Source organism: uncultured Dysgonomonas sp. (genome assembly GCF_900079725.1).
GTDB lineage: Bacteria > Bacteroidota > Bacteroidia > Bacteroidales > Dysgonomonadaceae > Dysgonomonas.
Genome location: NZ_LT599032.1, coordinates 4,390,727 through 4,409,169, shown reverse-complemented (window position 1 = coordinate 4,409,169; position 18,443 = coordinate 4,390,727). Strand labels below are relative to the sequence as shown.

Here is an 18,443-nt window from a genome sequence, read left to right as displayed (position 1 = left end):
ATCATTTTCACGGGTTAGAATTATTCTGATGTATCCCAAAATGGTAATTGACGCAGATTCGGATTCTTGTCTATCTGGTCTTGTGGTATAGGAACCCAATAATTTTTCTTGGTGAATACACGCTTCTGATAGACTTTTCTCACAAAGAAAGCTTTATCGTTGTTCTTATCGTCACTCTTGTCCGTACCGGAGAAATTCATTCCCCAGAAATCACCATTAAGCAATTTCTCGCCCAGTTTCCATCTCCTGATATCGTCCCATCTCGTTCCGTTTTCGCAATTGAGCTCTACCCGGCGCTCGCGGCGAATAGCTTCCCGCATTGCATCCTGTCCGTTTGGCACGGCAATTTGCCCTTCACCGGAACCATACATTGGTATACCCGCCCTTTCTCTTATCTTATTCAGGTAAAATAAGATTTCCGTAGTCTTAGACGGTTCCGATTCATTCAGTGCCTCTGCATAATTAAGATAAAATTCTCCCAACCTGAATAAAATACCCGGACGGTATGGATTCACATTATTGCGCGGATCATGGTCAGGATGGACTTTCTTTCTTACAAGGTATCCGTTCTGAGGTGCATCGTGAGTAGGTCCGCCATCCCATGCTCCACTATAGAAACGGGTAGTCCTATTTTCGCGTCTGAACCAGCATTCATTATAAAGTACCGATATATAGAATCGTGGTTCACGGTTACAATACATATTATACGTATCGGCTAATGTAACAGGATTAGTATCAGAATCGCGATTACCCTTTACTTCTATCCATTTTGTATTTCGTTTTTCTTCTGCCGTTGAAAAGCCTGTTTCAGTATAGCCCGATGCAGTGTTTATAATTGGTGTGCCATTCGCATTATAACCGGTTATGGCCGGCAAACCATTTTTCATAAAGAAAGCATCGACCAAAGACTGAGTTATCCCCATGCCACCATTACCACCGGTTCCACGGGGCTGCGCATGTCTGTCATATTCCCATGTTTCCGCGGGATTTCTGGCAAATAAGATCTCTTTATTACCTTCGTTAAATTTGCGGAACAGCATATTTTGATATGAAAGGAACGGGTCAATTTCGCCATTATTCAGATATTCGTAATACAGAGCATGTCCGTTTTTCTCGGCTAGCTCTATCAGATCCATGTTTGCTTTTACCGCTTTTGCCCATTTAGAAGCATCAGGAGTAGAATTAAATATAGGAGTACCCTCACTGTTTGTATAATTGGCATAGTCGGAGTTTCCATTTACTAAAGGACTTGCCGCAAATAACAGCATCCGCGCTCTTACCGCCAGACATGCAATAGATGTGACTCTTCCGTATTTTTTTGATTCGTTATAATATGGTGGCAGAATTTTTGACACCGCAACCAGTTCCTGATCTATCCAGTCAACGACTTCATCGAATGGCTTCTGAGGAATCATCAGTTCCGATGCCGGAGCATTTACATCCACCAAACCTAACTGCAAAGGTATAGATCCATAATAATTCAATAACAGATAGTAATAATATGCTATGAGGAAGCGCGCTTCTGCTTTCATATATTGTACTTCCTGCTCAGTAACCAGTTGAGCTTCGTTAGCCCTTACATTATCGATAAAGATATAAGCGGCACGGATTCTTTTCGGAAGCTGATTGAAGTAATTCGGCACCCAGTCAGAAGTAGGATTCCAGTTTCCTTGTTGCTTCCCTATAATATTCCATCCAAACTGAAGCCATCCGGTAGATGGAGCCAAATCGTCTCCCAGAGGATCCATTCCTCTGGCGTATGTCCAGTATGTATCAGGGATATTGGAATATACACCGGCCAGCCAGTCTTCGGTTCTGGTCTTGTCTTTGAATATCATATCCAGAGTCAACTGGTCGTCAGGCTCTTTATCCAAAAAGTCTGAACAAGAGCTCATACCTCCGGTTAAAAGGAGGATAAGCGAAAGATAAAAAAAGCTATATATTGTTTTTTTCATAATTTTCGATTTTGATGTTTCAGAAACTGATATTTAGACCGATAGAATATGATTTCACCAGTGGATATTTACTTCCCCTGTCAGAGTCGAGTTCAGGATCCCATAACTTGAAGTCGGATATAGTCAGTATATTAGTTCCCCTGCAGAATATCCTTGCACCAGAAGATCCGAACCTCCGAACCATCTTAACAGGGAAATTATAGCCCAGTTCGATATTTTTTAAACGCAGCATTTTCATATTCTTCATCCACCATGTAGACTCCTGATAGTTGTTTTCGTTCAAGCCTTCATACAGTCTCGGGTAGAAAACATCCTGTCTTGGATTCTCTATAGTCCACCTGTCTCCCACATTTGTAAAGAAGTTCCCTACTCCTCCGAGACCTGATCCGGGAATAAAATATGCTTCACGTCCAATCATACGATAAGTATGTCCATTCCCCTGAAAGAAGAAACCAAAATCAATATTCTTATACCTAAGATTGGCTCCAAATCCGTATACAATCTGAGGATCAACCGTTCCACCGAGATTTGTCCTGTCCAGAGCATCGATTCTGTTATCGCCGTTGACATCAACATATTTGATATCTCCGGGACGTACCGACGAGGTAAAAGTAGGTGTCGGTATATCGTCTCTGAGAATACCATTTTCCACATCTGCAAAATCATCGTCAGTGAATAACCTTTCGGCTACCAGCCCGAATATTTGCCCCACAGGGAGTCCCGTAGATGAACGGTTAGTACCAATTATTCCTAATGATTCATCCTGTTCTATGATCTTATTTTTTGCATATGTGAATGTACCTCTTGCCGATACAAACCAGTCTTTATTGATTTGTTTATTGACATCCAGTACCATATCCACACCTTTATTGTCTACTTTACCAAAATTGGCAAAAGGCATATCTACAAATCCTGCAGAAGCTGGCATCGTGGTACGGCGCATGAAAATATCCCTTCGTTTTTCCATAAAGTAATCCACCTGCAACTCGATTGCATTGAACAGACCTAGTTCTAAACCAAGGTTTGTCTTGGCTACAGTTTCCCACTTCAAACCTGTATTTGCGATATTTCCTTCCCAACGTCCTGCCCTGTGAAATTCATCCCTGCTGTATCCCCATACATAACCATCTGTATTGTTTATAGTAGAAATATACGGGAAGCGATATTCTGTATCACCAATCTTAAAACGGTCATTTCCGACAAGCCCCCACGACCCTCTGAATTTGACTTTAGACAAGGTATTTCTTACACCTTGCATAAAAGGCTCTTCGGATAAGATCCATCCGGCAGCAACCGAAGGGAAGAAACCATAACGTTTGCCTTTAGCAAAGTTTTCGGATCCATTATAACCGAAGTTAAACTCACCTATATATCGTCCTTTCATCGTATACGACAAGCGGCCCGCTATTCCCTGAAAACGGAACGGTAGTTTGCCTCCGTCATCGTAGTTTCGTTGATTATAGAGGAATAAAGCATTTACAGTATGGTCGCCGAATGTATTGTCATATGTAAGCGTACCTTCCAGATAGGTATTTTTATTACCAAAATTAGCCCCTACAGAATGATCGAGGAATTCCTGCCCGTATGAAGATACAATAAGCTCCAATTGGCCTGTTTCGGGATCTCTCCCTGTAGCAGGATTATAATAATCGGGACTCTTACCTCTCTTCACACTATTATCGGAATAATTATCAAAGGAGAATGTTCCTTTTATTTTTAATCCGGGAAGAAACATTTTCAGATCCTGTTCCACAACAAACAAAGATTCAAGCTTACTCTGCACCACTCGTTCATAACCTGTCTGTGTAAGCAAAGCCCACGGATTTACCCGTTGTGGTACTTGTGGTATTTCACCTGTGGAGTAGCGTGTAGGATGCTGGTATGGCGGTGTCTGATACGCCATTGCAAAAAGGTTATCGATGCTTTGCGGTGGAGACGTACGTTCCTGCATGTAACCTCCGACATTAAACCTCACCAAAGTGGTAGGTGTCAGGTTTATATCTATATTAGAACGCATGTTATACCTGTTCAGTCTGAGAGAGGAATTCCATCCCTGATTTTTATCTCTTTCAAGGATTCCTCCTTCGTGATAAAAAGCTCCGACAAAAGAATAGCGTAATACTTCCGATCCTCCGTTAATATCGATGGAGGCCCTGGTGTTAGTACCGTAGTCTCTTAGTATTGCATCCATCCAGTCCACACTCGGATATAGATCAGAGTCCACGCCATTTCTAATATTATCGATATGCTGCTGGCTATACATCGGTTCTTTTCCACTCTCGTGACGTATACTGTTCATTACTTCGAGGTAATCGGCTGCACCGACAAATTCAGGTATTTTAGTCGGTTGTGTGATTGCCTGCTCCATCTTGAAGGAAACGGTTGGCTTACCCACACGCCCGCGTTTTGTATTGATAAGTATTACTCCATTTGCACCTCTCACTCCATATACGGCACTGGCAGACGCATCTTTCAAGACAGAGAAAGATGCAATTTCTTCTGGGTCGATATTATTCAGGGAACGCTCGATACCGTCAATCAGAACTAATGGATTCCTGTTTCCCTGAAATGTACTGATACCGCGTATCCAGAAGTTGGAATTGTCATATCCGGGCTCTCCCGATCGTTGTACACCAATAACTCCGGCCAATTGTCCTGCAAGATTATTACTCATGGAACGGGTAGTTCCGGCCGCAAGCTTTCCAGGTTCGATAGTAGATATAGAACCTACAACAGATTCTTTTTTCTGAGTACTATAGCCCACAACTACGACTTCGTCCAGCTGGCCTACATCTTCCTGCATTATTACATTTACTATTTTACGCTCGCCTACAGTTTCCTCTTTAGGTATAAACCCTATGTATTTGTACTGTAGCACAGTATATTTATCGGGTACATTTATTGAATAATTTCCATCTGTATCTGTTACTGTGCCTGTACTTGGATTATTCTTGACAATAATAGATACTCCGATCAAAGGCTCACCCTTCATATCCGTAATATTTCCCTTAACTGTAATTTTATTCTGATTTTGGCGGGAAGTAGCAGGTACCGGCTTTCTGGATACAAATACCTGCCTGTCGGATACAGTGTAAATATAATCAGTGGATTTAAAAAGCTCTTTCAATACTTTGTCGATAGTCTGACCCTTCATGTCTATGGTCATACTTTTATTCAAATCCACAGATTCGTCATAGTAGAAAAAAACATATTCTGTGTTCTTTTCTATTTCCGAGAAAATTTCTTTTAGGGGTGTATTCTTTAAATTAACGGAGATTCTTGTTGTCTGAGAATAACTTTCCACGGCATATGACAGATTTATTCCCAGTAGCAGGAAACATATAATCAGTCTCATAATCCGCAATGTTTTTCTAATATTAGCATCTTTTATGCTAAAAGAACGTTTTTTTATCATACATTTGTTATGATTTAAAGGTTAGACTTTGTACAGTTTTAACAATTTAAATTCTATTGGATGGTACTGGTACTACCATCCAATTTTTTCTGTAAGCTTCTTTACATAGGCATTTTACTGATTTAAGGTTAATACTTATTTTAAATGGTATTTTCTCATTGAACTTTATTTATTTTATACACATTTCCTTCCTGAGAATAAATAATTTTCCCGTCGAAAGATAATCCTTTCATTATTTCCTCGATGTTATCTTTGAGGTCCAATTTACCGGAACATCTTATTATTGCTGCGTCCGGACTACATTGTATTTGTATCCCATAATATCTCGATAACCGTTCGAATACAACTTCCAATCTCTCATTCCGGAATAGATAAAGTCCTTTTATCCATGAGATATATGCATCTGCTTCGACAGGTATTATTTTTTCATCGCCTCCCTGAAACTGGAACATTGTATTGGGATTCAATATCGCACCTTTCGACTCCTTAGTTTCTACTTTTACTATACCTGAAACTAAAACAACCCTTTTCAACGCATCAGATTCATAAGCCATTACATTGAAACTTGTACCCAAGGCCTGCACACTCATATCTTTTGTCCTGACAAAAAAAGGCTTGCTCGCATCCTTAGCAACTTCGACAAATATCTCGCCATCGACATATATCTCTCTTTTATCTTTACCGAATTCGCTTGGATAAACAACCCTCGAACCGGCATTAGCCCATAGCTTAGAGCCATCGGACAAGGTAAGTACGGAGCGTTTGCCTTTTGGTATAATCAATTGATGTATAGTTACAGACTCTTCTTTTTCCAGAACTCCTTTTTCGGTTTTTATCTCATTTTGTTCGTAAGTAATCGTCGCTTCTTTTTCATCAAGAAGTATAGTCTTATTATCGGATATAACGAGTTGTATTTCGGAATTATCGGGTACTTCCACTTTATTTTTATCCGCGTAAGCAACTATATCCGATGTATTTTTATCGGAAAATATATTCGAAAGAAAAGGGAATGAGATGGCAAGTACAGCTATACTTGCTGCCACTGCGATAGTAATAAACAGCAGCTTTCCTCTCTTATGTTTCTTATTCTCCTCCCTATGTGAAGAAATATTATTCCACATATGCGATATCTCATCATCAGACAGAGGGTCGGCCTGGACAGCTATAGATTGGAGATATTGTTTTGCAAGGATATACTCTTGAATATTATCAGGCTTTCTGTTTTGAAAATCAGTCCAAAAAATTTCAGATTCTTCGGATGGTTCATTGACTGAAGAAATAAAGAAATCGTCTTGAAGGAAATCTTCAAATGAATAGTTTAAATAATCTGATTTTTGAGTATTCTCAGGCATACTTTTTTCGTTCATTTATTAAGTAAACAAACCTACCTTCTTTTTATACTCAGTTTTATTCTGATTTTTTATAAAAACTTCTTATTTTTTTTAATGACCGTTGTATAACATTCGCTACAGACTGATAATTCATTTCTGTAAGGATACCGATTTCATCGATACTCATGTTCTCCACAAAACGATAGTATATAATCTCCCGTTGTCTGATAGTGAGCAGCGACATCACTTTATCCACTGTTGCTTTAACAGACATATCCACTTCAATATCTATCAACAATGTCTCGGCAGTGTCTTCTGTATAGGTTTCTGCCTGCTTTTCCTGAGAATCAAGAAATGCTATATGGGTTTGATGACGTTTTAGAGTATTTATAAGGTGATTTTTTAAAATTCTGAAAAGATAAAATTTTATGTTATCGGTAAAACCTATCTTTTCTTTATTATCATACAAATTAATGAAGATATCCTGAATACAATCTTTTACAAGCTCCCTATCTGATGAAAATTGCATACCATAGTGAAACAAAGTCTGGACATATTTTTTATAAATATGCGTAAATGCGACATCATTTCCGGCCAGAAAGCTTTTCCATAAGGAAGAATCATCTACAAAATTATCAATAGGGTCTCTCATTAAAAATGAAAATAGTTCTTACATTCAACTTCGAGTCTGTTGAACTCGTATATATCTTGCTATTGGTAACAATTGTTGGAAACAACAAATAGGAATAAAGATATGGTGAGTAAATATCTACAGAATATCATGTATTCTCTGTTAAACAAACAATCTTTCTGCCACAAATACATAGGCAAAGGTGAACAACACCAAAAAGAATTGGACCGTTAGCAATCAGGTTCTACAATCTCATCCAGAATATTCTTTTACGGCTTACTGTTTCTCTTAACTGTCGTTTCTTCTATAATATTCTAAATCTGAAATTGTTTGCATGCAAAAATAAGAATTTAAACTTATTGTAATTTATTTTCCCTGTAATATTTCAGTGAAATAGGGCAAACCTCAAAATTTATTTTTTGAAAAAATTTATCTATATATAGCGGATAGCCTTTAGCTGTCAGCTTATAGTTCTTTGAAATTTTGATTAGCGAATTAGCAGATGACAGAGAAACCTGTTACTTTTGTTACTTTTTATATAGTACTCCTTACGTAACTACCTGTGTATATTATCGTAAGAACACTTAATCACTAAGTACACGAAGGGAATCACAAAGGGCAAAAAAGATAAAAAACTGTTACATGTGTTACCTTTTAACTATATATGGTTAATAAATACAAAATAGACAGGATTGAAACAGAAAAAAAGTGTCAGATATGTCAGATTTTAACTATATATAGTTAATATATATAAATGGAGCTAATAACTACAACTGATAACTTTCGTGCCTTATCAGTAAAACTATTCCTTTCTCCGGTGAGTCTGAAGTATGACCCTATTCCATATAAAAAACATAGAGCAGAATATACTTCAATCTGCCTCCTTTACTCACGGACGACAAAGTAAAATACATTCTGCTCACTATTATTTGTTCTGGCTATCTTTCCTTATTTCATATAGAACAACGTACTTTATTTAGAGCCTGTTTAAATTTTCTCTGTGTATTCTATATAAGTTACCATTTTATATTTACCGATACACCTTCGGGATTATTCTCAAATTCCAGCAAATAAGTTTTGGACTGCTGATCCCAGGCTCCGGAAACCAGTTCTTCTTTACCATCAACCTGCACACTCACCGGTTTACGCGGAAGTAAAATCCTCGATATATTTGTGGTATTAACCGGACTCTTTGCTACAAACGAATAAGAATCCTTTTCCGTTTTTTCTTCATAAACCCGGGATGCCGCGGCAAGAACCTGCGGTTTTTGTTTATCCGGAACCCTGTCTACATTTAAGAAAAATGCCTGTTCACCGGACTGTATCATTTTAGACTTATATACAGGTAATTTAGGATCAAAGAGATCTATAAGAGTACCTTTTATAAGATATGACTCATTACTTACACTCTCGTCCAAAACAGCAATCAAGTCATAAACTCCTCTTTGAAGATAAAAATTATTCTTGAAGAGCAACTTGCCCGCTTTCGCCTTCTGTTCATACATTTTTCTCACAACTTCGATCAGCAGGTTGTCATTATCGTTTTCCAGCACAAAATTCTTCGGGTCAGTCCTGATAATATATACAGTACCCTTCCCGTAGCTGTACTCTCCTTCTTTAGAAGATGCCGCAATGTTCAACTGCTTAAACAGATGGTCGGAAGGAGCTGCATAGTTGTTACCGCCTGTGTTCCACCATTCCAGTACAGTCTGAAACGGATCACTGTCGAGTCCGCTATATACCAGTATACCTCCATCTTGTACCCATTGGGCGATGTGCGTATGAGCTTCCGGCGACAATGGTTTCATATTGGAATAAGTCATAAGTAATACCTTGGTATCGGCCAAAGCCTCTTTATAGCCTAAATTTTCAATATGGACTGTTTTTACAGGTACTCCCCGTTTCAGGAAAGGTAGAGCCTGCCCGTAGAAGTTCGACAATTGAGGATCTTCATATCCTACATGTGTAGGAAACCGTTGAAACATAAGCGAATTAGCCATCAACACACTTATCCCGGCAGAACCCGTTACCTTATTGTCCGACAAAGGCATATGATTCAGAGAGTTTATCATTACCTGCATCTGGGTAGAATAATGTCTCGGTATCCTTTCCCTCTTGTCACTATCCGGGCTAGTTCTGTAAAGTCCTTCATAAATGCGTTCGGGCCAGGGCATTATTTCATAATCTGCTATGTTGGGATATAATAATTGTGCAGTAAAGGTTGCCTGATAGTTCTTTTTGTAGTCAGCCCAGTCTCTTGGCCAGTCTTCGATGGGATCGGTCAGAAAAAACATTTTACGGCCTGTGGGGGCTGTCATGGATTCCATTGATCCGTATTCGAGAAAAGCTGTTTCGAAAACCCTTTCTTTTGCCTTACCATTATAGTAGTTTGGTTCGCGCGACGTACCTGTCCACACCTGCGCTATATAACCATCGACACACGACAGAGACGCTAAACTGGCTTCGGGACTAACAATCATCCATTGCGAATAGTTAACAAGAGAATGTGTAGGCACATAACACTTCACATCCATCCCTTTGCTCTTACCGTATTCTTTGGCATAAGTAAATACTTCTTTCAAAGCATTATAATATAGTTGGTATTTCAGTTTACTGGACAAATAGGTATTTTCGGGAGACTCATGTTGCGGCCTCCAGTCAAAGCCATAGAATTTTTTCCATTCCCGCTTAAAGGCTTCACTATAGCCTGCACGAGCCCAGAACTCGGGTTCTTCCATAAAGATGGCATCGATACCGGCATCAATCACCCGTTTCACATGTTTTTCTTTTATGTATTTCAGGTAATTTTCAGTGGGAACAATATAAGGCACCATATGTCCGTGCCATATTGTATCGCCGTTTTGTTGTACTTGCCCTTCGTCGAGATGCATTTTTCCATCCCACTGGCCGGTAAAGTATTCCTGATATTCACCCCATGCTATACCTGTCATAAAATGGGTTGTGTAGCCTCTGTCGCGCCAAGACTGCACACGTTCTTCGAAGGGTATTCTTTTCGATTTGTCGGAGGGATTTCCACCTACTCCATATACCATAACAGCATCTGCCCTGTTATCTATTGTCGGCCTCCACTCGCGTGAAGTCTGAAATGTAGTTTTAACATTGTCTTTGACCTGGGCTTTTGGTAGAAGAGTAAGCCCACAAAGGAATAAGATTAATACACTTTTTTTCATAACTATATCCGATTTTATTCTTAGTCATTCCGGATCAATACAAAAATCCCACCGATGATGAATGTCTTTTATTCATTAAAGGCTCTTCTCCATTCATGGTATGATAGGAGCAATTCGTCCGTCATGTACTGCCGACCCGGTTTTCTCCTTAAATTTAATTGCATTTTTACTAATGACAAAGGTTTAAAGCTAAAACAGCAAGGTAATAGCTCTAAACCTTAAAAACCATTTTATTATCAATATTATGGAACCATTACTTCCATAGCTTCGTTATAATTCCATCTGCGGGTACCACTACCTTTTGGAGTATCGTAGTTTATACGCGCAGCAGCACGGATAAACACCGTACGTCCGGCAGGAATAGTTCCTTTAGACTCAATAGTGATTGTCTGTCCAAACAAAGAGTTGAACGCCGAACCTGTATATTGAATCTCATTAGACCATCTTTCGTCACGGGCACGATAACCTACTGTAGATGAATAGCTGACAAACAACTGTATATCAGTCATATTCAGGAAACTACTATTATAACCGCCCATTGGCTCTATTTTATTGCGGAAATCATCTTCAGACACAGCACGTGTAACCCGCACCTGGGCCTTCACTTTACCGTTAGAAACGGTCGGTTCTCCGATCCATTCCACTTTAAGGAAAGGTTGTACTTCGAACTTAACCTTAGTTGTCCCTTTAATATCCATTGTTTGGGTATCATCGGCAAGAAGCATACCATCTGCTTCGCGAACGAGCGGAATAAATGGCCCATCGATACGGATATTATAATTACCTTTAAATAACTTGGTATTTTTGAATGTACCGTCAGGCATACAATAAAAGTCAGGGTTATGTGTAACATTTTCACCCCAGCTAAGTTCTGTCAGACGTACGCGAATACCTTCACTTCCCTGATCTGTGAGTACAGGTTCTCCTGTAGCGACATCCACTACTGCCCCTTCCAATGTCTCTTCCGGTTCTTCATAGTTATCTACTTTAAACAAATCGCAGGAGCTGAAAGAAAGCAACGCACACATTAAAGAATAAAATACTATTTTTTTCATATTCTGTGTTTTATTATTATTCATTATCTATTTGGTTGTTGGTCGATTACCAGGCTCTTAGATACTTCACCACCCGGAATTTCAAAATAATAATCAATCGGATTATATTCAAAAGTCTTGAGGCCTACCATTTGGAAATGAGCATCGAAGAAATATTTTCCTGTAGTAGTAGAAAAGAACGGATATAAGCCGCGGAAACGGTAGCGCGAATTATTGCTAAATGCATCTTTATTACGTGCTTCGCCCCAGAATCCGTCACGTCCGTCATAATGTTGAACACGCCAGCGTCTCAAATCCCATTTTGTCTTATGTTCAAAAGCAAGTTCTTTACGACGTTCTTTACGTACAATGTTGCGCCCTGTTTCTGTCGATGCAATTTTACTTGTTAGCTGCGTTGCCCCTGCACGTTCACGTATTTCATTCACTGCATCCGTAGCTACCTGCAACAGGTCGGCTCCATCAGGAGAAGCCACCCCGGCCAGAGATAATTCTACAGCTGCCTCTGCTGCATTAAGCAATACATCAGCATAACGCATCAGGATGAATGGCTGCTCGGATTTTCCTTCTGCTGCAACAAATGCCGGATTTGAGTTAAGCCATTTCCGTCCATAAAATCCTGCCATTGCAGATTCTCCCTGATCATAGAACGGACCGTTTGCTCCGGACGCATTCATCTTTTGTCCGTTGTAATCAACAGTTTCCACATTTTCTGATTTCGGGCTCAGATACAATGTTTTTGGTTTTTGGGTATAAGCATCCAAATGCTGGTAATATGTTTCGGCATTAGCATAGGAATAGTCCTTAAAGAATGGCTTGACTGGTGTTGATCCGGTATATACACCGGCACGTATCTCAATCTCTTTACCTTTAAACATATCTCCGGGGAAAATTACATAAGCGCGTAAACGTGGTTCGGCGTTCTTGAAGAAATCCATCGGTTTATCATACAGCAAATAATCTCCGGTGGTATTCGACGTCCCGCTTGTAACTTTTACTGTTCCGTCCGCATAGCGGTCGAAACCATCGAAAAGCTCCAGAAAATCAAGGGTAGGACATGTACCTGAAGATAACGGCGCGCGGAATATAAATGGTGCACTATATGCATCATAGCCGTGTGTCAGTGTAGGATATACATATTGTCTCACATAAATATTCTCGGGACTGCTCAAATCACTGAACATATCTACCATATTCTGGTATTGTGCATCACGATCTGTTGCTGACCACTTTTTCTTATAGAGTGAATACTTCCCGCTTTCCATCACTTCCCGCGCAGCTTTATATGCTTCAGTGAAATACTTCTTGGATGCAGCCTGCCAAGAATCTGCGCCAAAGCCAATTACCCGTATTCCTGTCTTTTGTCCCAATCCTGTCAGACGACCTGTTACTGTTTCATTATATTTAGCCACACTTCCGGCATATAACATGGCTTCTGCTTTAAATGCCAAAGCTACATACTTATTAGAATACCCCGATTTGGGACTGGTCGGGCTCAACAGACTGGCTGCCTTATCAAAATCGGCAAGTACCTGATTCCATGTTTCCTCTTCACTTGCACGCGGCACTTCCAGTGCTTCTTTATCGTTAGGATATTGAATGACTTTGGTCACTAACGGTACTCCTCCAAAACGACGAGCCATCGCATAAAATACAAAAGCACGTACAAAGTAAGCTTCTCCCAAATAATGGTTATAGCTTTGTTCCTGGAAAGAACCTTGATACTGCGGCAATGTTTCCAACAAATAGTTTGCTTTACGCAACAGAGAAAAGGCATTACCCCAATATGCAGTTCTCTCACCTGTAAAAGTCTTACAAATGCCATCACGGTTCAGAGCTTCCCCTGTACCTTCTATACCCATCGAACCTAACCATGCGTTAAACTCGACACCCCATTCGCCCATATATTTGAAATCTTCAAATGGCATATTACTGTACATTGTTGCCATGTAAATTTCCATACCGGACTCGTTGGTCAGGATATCCTCGTCGGTAATCAGATTCTTAGGTGCAATATCCAGATCGTTGCAAGCAGATAACAGAAAAATGCTTAGCAAAGACAGTATTATTATTTTTTTCATATTTTTCATATTTATTATTTCGTAACTGACACTAATTATTAGAATGTAAGAGACATACCTATGGTGTAAGTTTTATTAAGTGGATATAACCTTCCATTATCGCTATCCGGATGTTCCGGATCCACGAATTTCACTCCTGTTATAGTAAACATATTATACGCATTGGCAAATACACGCAGGTTCATAGACGATAAGGCCTTTATCCGAGGCAGTGTATAGCCAAGTTCTATACTTTTGAGACGGAGATAAGCCGTACTCACACGGTTGAAAGATGAATTTGCATCAGGATAATGTCCTGTATAGCCATAATAACCACTCACCCATTCTGTAGCAGGATCGTAAGGATCTGCTGTAGGATCTACCGGATGCCAGCGGTCCAGGAATTGTACCAGCGTACCTCCACCGTTACTTCCCCAAATTGCATATAACGGTTCTTCATATTTCATTGAGCCGAGAGCCGATCCTTGCAATAGTATGTTCAGGTCGAAATTCTTATATGCGAAGTCAAAATTTATACTATAATTCAACCATGGAGTCTGGTCAAAAGCATAAGGATGCATATCCTGTCCGTTAATTTCACCGTCGCCGTTCCAGTCTTCATATTTATAATCCCCCGGCAAAATTCCACGGTCTTTATAAATCGGGTACGACCATATATCTTTCCAGCTTTGATAACGTCCGGCACCAGTATATCCGAATTGTACTCCTTGATAACGGTCGGTAAGATTATCATTACGCCATCTGTCGTAAGAGTTGCCCCATGGTCCTTTTTCCGAAGCAACCATATGTTTCTGACGCGTAATTGTACCGATTGCCTTTATCCTATAAGAAAAATCATTTATTTTATTACGATGCGTAAGTTCAAGGTCCATACCGAAGTGACGGTCGCTATCCAGATTTTCGTTAGGAGCCTCTGCACCTACTACAGTAGGAAGGTCTCCTTTGCGGCGGGCAAACATACCTGTACGACGGCGATCAAAATAGTCTAAAGAAAAACCGAACAATCCATTCCATCCCTCAAAATCTACCCCAAGGTCAAGCGTACGTGATTCGTACCACGAAATTGCAATGTTAGGCAGTGGCTTGGTAGCAGCAGCAGAAACATACTTATCTCCGAAGATAAATCCCGGTGCATATTGATTATAATATCCGCTTCCCCCGTTTGAATTTGTCGCTGGATAGTTATAGCCGTTTGCCCATTCATAATTCCAGTCGTTTGCCAAATCATCTCCCAATACCCCATAGCTGGCACGCAGTTTTAGCTGGTCGACAAAAGAAAGGGCTGAAACAGATTTAAAGAAAGGCTCTTCGGAGACACGCCAACCTGCCGACACAGATGGGAAGAAACCCCACTGATGCCCTTTTGCAAACTTTGATGATCCGTCGTAACGGAATTGAGCTTCAAGCAGGTAACGATTTGCATAAGCATAATTTACCCTGCCTATCATTGCAGAGTTAGCTTCTTCATAAAGGTCATTATTTCCTATATTCATGCTTCCCAGTTGATTTTCATCAACACCAGCAAAGAGATAATCTGTAGAAAAAGCAAGCTCACGCTGTGCATAGAAGTTATCTCCTGTCCGCTTCTGAGTTTCCAGACCAACAACTCCACTAACAGTATGCTCACCGAAACTACGATTATAATTGAGTAATAGCTGGCTCAGGATTTGCTGTTTATTATATGTTTCACGGCGCAGTCTGCTTGGTGAACTCGTATTGAATAATGCCTGATCGTAAGAATCGGTCAGTTCATTATAAGCATATTGATAATATTCTTTACGATAAGCTGTATTATTATCGGTGCGGTAGTCATAACTAACCAGAGCTTTTGCCGATAAACCTTTTAATACCGGCGTTATTACACCCAGATCGTAATTAAGAGATGCCGATGACTGAAAATATTTTTGCTGATATTTCCTGTATCCGGATACATCAGAACTCATCTGAGCCACTGCATTTTCCTGTAATTCAAGCCCCTGATAATTGAGCATTGTATTATCCGGATCGGCATATGCGGGATACAATACACCTTGTCTCCAATATGTGCGTATAATGTCAACCGCACTTGTGTACGGATTGTTGCGCTCGTCAGCTACGCCGCTCAGATTAATATCAAATGTTAATCCGTTTACAATTTTAGTAGTTATATTGGCACGCAGATTATATTTATCATAATTAAGGTCTCCCGATTTGAAAAAACCTTCCTGATAGAAGTATCCCATACCTATGTAATACTGGGTCTTATCGTTTCCTCCCGTAATGCTTAAATCATGCTGGGTTTGCGGAGCATAATCTGAAAATACCAGATTTGTCCAATCTGTAGTGCGACGGGTACCGTTGCGGAAAGCTTCAAAATCAGATTCTTTATATATGATGCTTCCCCCACTTATATTATTCATCGCCTGTTCGTTGTACAATGTCATTGTCTGATACGGATCGGCAAGGACAGGCATACCCGAAGGTTTCTGGAATGTATATGTACCATTATAAGAAACTGAGGTTTTCCCGTCTTTCGATCCTTTCTTAGTAGTTACGAGTACAACCCCGTTAGCTGCCCGTACACCGTATATGGCAGCTGATGCATCCTTCAATACAGAAATATCATCGATATCATTTGCGTTCAAACGTTGAAAATCGGCTGTAGTACGGGGAATACCATCGATAACTACCAACGGAGCGCCCAAACCACGAATATCGAAATTATTATTAAATGTACCTGGTTCTGCACTTTTTTGCCATACACGCACACCTGCAATTTTACCGGTAAGCATATTCTGCGGATTCTCATTCTTGGTCTTTATCATTTCCGATCCCTTAACTCCGGCTACAGCCCCGGTTAGTGTTACTTTTTTCTGTACACCATATCCGACAACTACCACATCATCGAGCGTAGTCTCATCTAAAGTCAGTGAAACATTGATCTGGCTGCGTCCGCTTACTTTTTCTTCTTTAGGACTATATCCCAAAAATGTAAATACCAGGGTAGCATTGTCCGGTGCCTGAATAGTATATTTACCGTCGATATCTGTAATAGTACCAACAGTGGTATTTTTAATCACGACACTTGCTCCGGCTACCGGTTCATTGGTTTCGTCCGCAACTATTCCGGTAATGGTCTTGTTTTGCGCCCATAAAGACATAGGCATCAAAACAACAAAGAGCATCATTAACATGCAAGAATGCAAGGATCGCATCTTTTTTGCATAATGTGTTTTTATCATAACGATATAAATTTAAGTTAGTTATTGTTTTTCCAATTCGTATCGCGCCAGAGTAGCGTATTCGGCAGCAAAGGCAAAAGTGAACATACCTTCCACTCTGTTATTGCCATTTTCACGACTCCAACCTACTAATAAATTGGGAGGAAGAAATCCTCTGTAGAAAAAGTTTTCATACCCGTAATCAAGATTCTTCTGGAAACTATCGACGTATGCAGACGCATTATTGTATGAAGGATATACATCGACATATGCGCGCATCAGCACTCCGTTAAACCAGTTGTTGAAGCCTATTATATCATATGTATAATACCCGGGCTTGTTTACTCCCAGTTTAGCAAAATATTTGAAACTGGCATCCGACAATTTTTTGGCATCTTCCACATATGTATTCTCTCCCGTTGCACGATACAGGTCAGCCGCACCGGAAAGCATAGAGCCACAATTGTAAGAATAGGCAGTACCCACACGGTCACGCAGATTGGTGTGCTTGCGGTATGTTACGCCGTTAACGGTTTCATACGCTACATTGCAGTCAGGATCACAGCCTCCCATCATGTCGTGATATACTCCATCCTCGCGTAACAAATTCGTCTTTTGCCAAGCATAAACAGCCTTTGCAAATTTTAGGTAATAGTCGCTTTTCTTTAGCGTAGCGGTTTTGCGGCTACCATCAGTTGCTATATATTTATAAGAAATTTCGTCATTCTTACCTTTATACAGTTCGTGTAACCATACCAGTGGACTTACTACAGGCCCGTTGCTACATGAATGCTTTGTCACATAGCCCGGTCCCCATGGAATACCTCCGTATTCTTTTCCATTGGCATCGAGTACACAATCCCATCCATCCAACACATAATCCGCCAGATATTCCGCTTCGGTCAGATAGGTATTGCTACCTGTCAGTTTATAGGCTTCGATAAGTTCTCTGATCAGCCATTGCTGGTCGTCATATACATTATGTATACCTTCTACCAATGCTGTACCTTTGGCATTTCCCCTATCTACTCCATATACGGACCAATCTTTCGTTTGAGTATACGATGTAAGACGAAACGTGCCCCTATAATATGCAATATTATCATACAATTTGGCTAACAGGGCTGTGTAACGGCTAAAGTGCTTGTCATAAAGCTCTGCTTTGCCTTTTTCCTTATGAGCTTTCAGCCCATGCAGGATTGCATTCACAGCTTCGATAGAACTTGTGTACATCCATACACTGCCTTTCTCATCAGCTCCCTCCTTATTCACATTCGAATTTGTATAAGGATTGTAATATCTTGACATTGCCATACCTTCTCCCTTAAAGTGGTAGGACACCGCACTGTCAACCAACTGCATCGACCGAAGGATATTTTGCTCCGCAAGGTTATCAGTTTTGATAATTCCGGAATTATTGCCGCCTCCGTTGCCATCTACTTCATTATTATCACTACATGCAACAGTCACCACTAAGAGTGTACAGAAAATAGTTGTAAATATTTTTTTCATTTCATTCTTATTCCTGTCCCTCTGTGTATCCGCTGCATATACAATACATACTGAAGTATCGAGATATGCAGAGGA

9 protein-coding genes are annotated in these 18,443 nt (G+C 40.1%); all 9 read right to left on the bottom strand.

Translation table 11 applies throughout. The features are described from left to right. Positions 1 to 20: 20 nt before the first annotated feature. Complete coding sequence (locus QZL88_RS18105) at positions 21 to 1,955, bottom strand: RagB/SusD family nutrient uptake outer membrane protein (RefSeq protein WP_296943561.1); 1,935 nt, start codon at positions 1,953 to 1,955, stop codon at positions 21 to 23. 19 nt (positions 1,956 to 1,974) lie between these two features. After that, positions 1,975 to 5,310: a TonB-dependent receptor gene (locus QZL88_RS18100; RefSeq protein WP_296943558.1), complete on the bottom strand. Its 3,336-nt coding sequence runs from the start codon at positions 5,308 to 5,310 to the stop codon at positions 1,975 to 1,977. A gap of 215 nt (positions 5,311 to 5,525) precedes the next feature. Beyond that, entirely contained in the window at positions 5,526 to 6,737 is a 1,212-nt protein-coding gene (locus QZL88_RS18095; protein ID WP_296943556.1) for a FecR domain-containing protein, read from the bottom strand. A 40-nt stretch (positions 6,738 to 6,777) separates the two neighbouring features. Further along, positions 6,778 to 7,353 carry a sigma-70 family RNA polymerase sigma factor gene (locus tag QZL88_RS18090; protein ID WP_296943553.1) on the bottom strand — a complete coding sequence of 192 codons (576 nt, stop codon included), beginning with the start codon at positions 7,351 to 7,353 and terminating at the stop codon, positions 6,778 to 6,780. Between the two features lie 995 nt (positions 7,354 to 8,348). Continuing rightward, a complete protein-coding gene (locus QZL88_RS18085) occupies positions 8,349 to 10,523 on the bottom strand; it encodes a hypothetical protein (protein WP_296943550.1) in 2,175 nt (724 codons plus the stop codon). A gap of 242 nt (positions 10,524 to 10,765) precedes the next feature. Beyond that, positions 10,766 to 11,578, bottom strand: a complete 813-nt coding sequence (locus QZL88_RS18080) for a DUF3823 domain-containing protein (protein WP_194223208.1) — start codon at positions 11,576 to 11,578, stop codon at positions 10,766 to 10,768. A gap of 23 nt (positions 11,579 to 11,601) precedes the next feature. Continuing rightward, positions 11,602 to 13,656 carry a RagB/SusD family nutrient uptake outer membrane protein gene (locus tag QZL88_RS18075; protein ID WP_296943547.1) on the bottom strand — a complete coding sequence of 685 codons (2,055 nt, stop codon included), beginning with the start codon at positions 13,654 to 13,656 and terminating at the stop codon, positions 11,602 to 11,604. A 38-nt stretch (positions 13,657 to 13,694) separates the two neighbouring features. Further along, the gene (locus QZL88_RS18070) at positions 13,695 to 16,877 is read right to left on the bottom strand and encodes a TonB-dependent receptor (RefSeq protein WP_296943545.1); all 3,183 of its coding nucleotides are present in this window, start codon (positions 16,875 to 16,877) and stop codon (positions 13,695 to 13,697) included. A gap of 21 nt (positions 16,878 to 16,898) precedes the next feature. After that, a complete protein-coding gene (locus QZL88_RS18065; protein ID WP_006797622.1) occupies positions 16,899 to 18,368 on the bottom strand; it encodes a glycoside hydrolase family 76 protein in 1,470 nt (489 codons plus the stop codon). Between the last annotated feature and the right edge of the window lie 75 nt (positions 18,369 to 18,443).

Excerpts from the sequence above, each read along its gene's own strand:
- QZL88_RS18095 (WP_296943556.1), bottom strand. The coding sequence starts at position 6,737 with ATGAACGAAAAAAGTATGCCTGAGAATACTCAAAAATCAGATTATTTA.
- QZL88_RS18100 (WP_296943558.1), bottom strand. The coding sequence starts at position 5,310 with ATGAGACTGATTATATGTTTCCTGCTACTGGGAATAAATCTGTCATAT.
- QZL88_RS18075 (WP_296943547.1), bottom strand. The coding sequence starts at position 13,656 with ATGAAAAAAATAATAATACTGTCTTTGCTAAGCATTTTTCTGTTATCT.
- QZL88_RS18070 (WP_296943545.1), bottom strand. The coding sequence starts at position 16,877 with ATGATAAAAACACATTATGCAAAAAAGATGCGATCCTTGCATTCTTGC.
- QZL88_RS18080 (WP_194223208.1), bottom strand. The coding sequence starts at position 11,578 with ATGAAAAAAATAGTATTTTATTCTTTAATGTGTGCGTTGCTTTCTTTC.
- QZL88_RS18085 (WP_296943550.1), bottom strand. The coding sequence starts at position 10,523 with ATGAAAAAAAGTGTATTAATCTTATTCCTTTGTGGGCTTACTCTTCTA.
- QZL88_RS18090 (WP_296943553.1), bottom strand. The coding sequence starts at position 7,353 with ATGAGAGACCCTATTGATAATTTTGTAGATGATTCTTCCTTATGGAAA.
- QZL88_RS18065 (WP_006797622.1), bottom strand. The coding sequence starts at position 18,368 with ATGAAAAAAATATTTACAACTATTTTCTGTACACTCTTAGTGGTGACT.
- QZL88_RS18105 (WP_296943561.1), bottom strand. The coding sequence starts at position 1,955 with ATGAAAAAAACAATATATAGCTTTTTTTATCTTTCGCTTATCCTCCTT.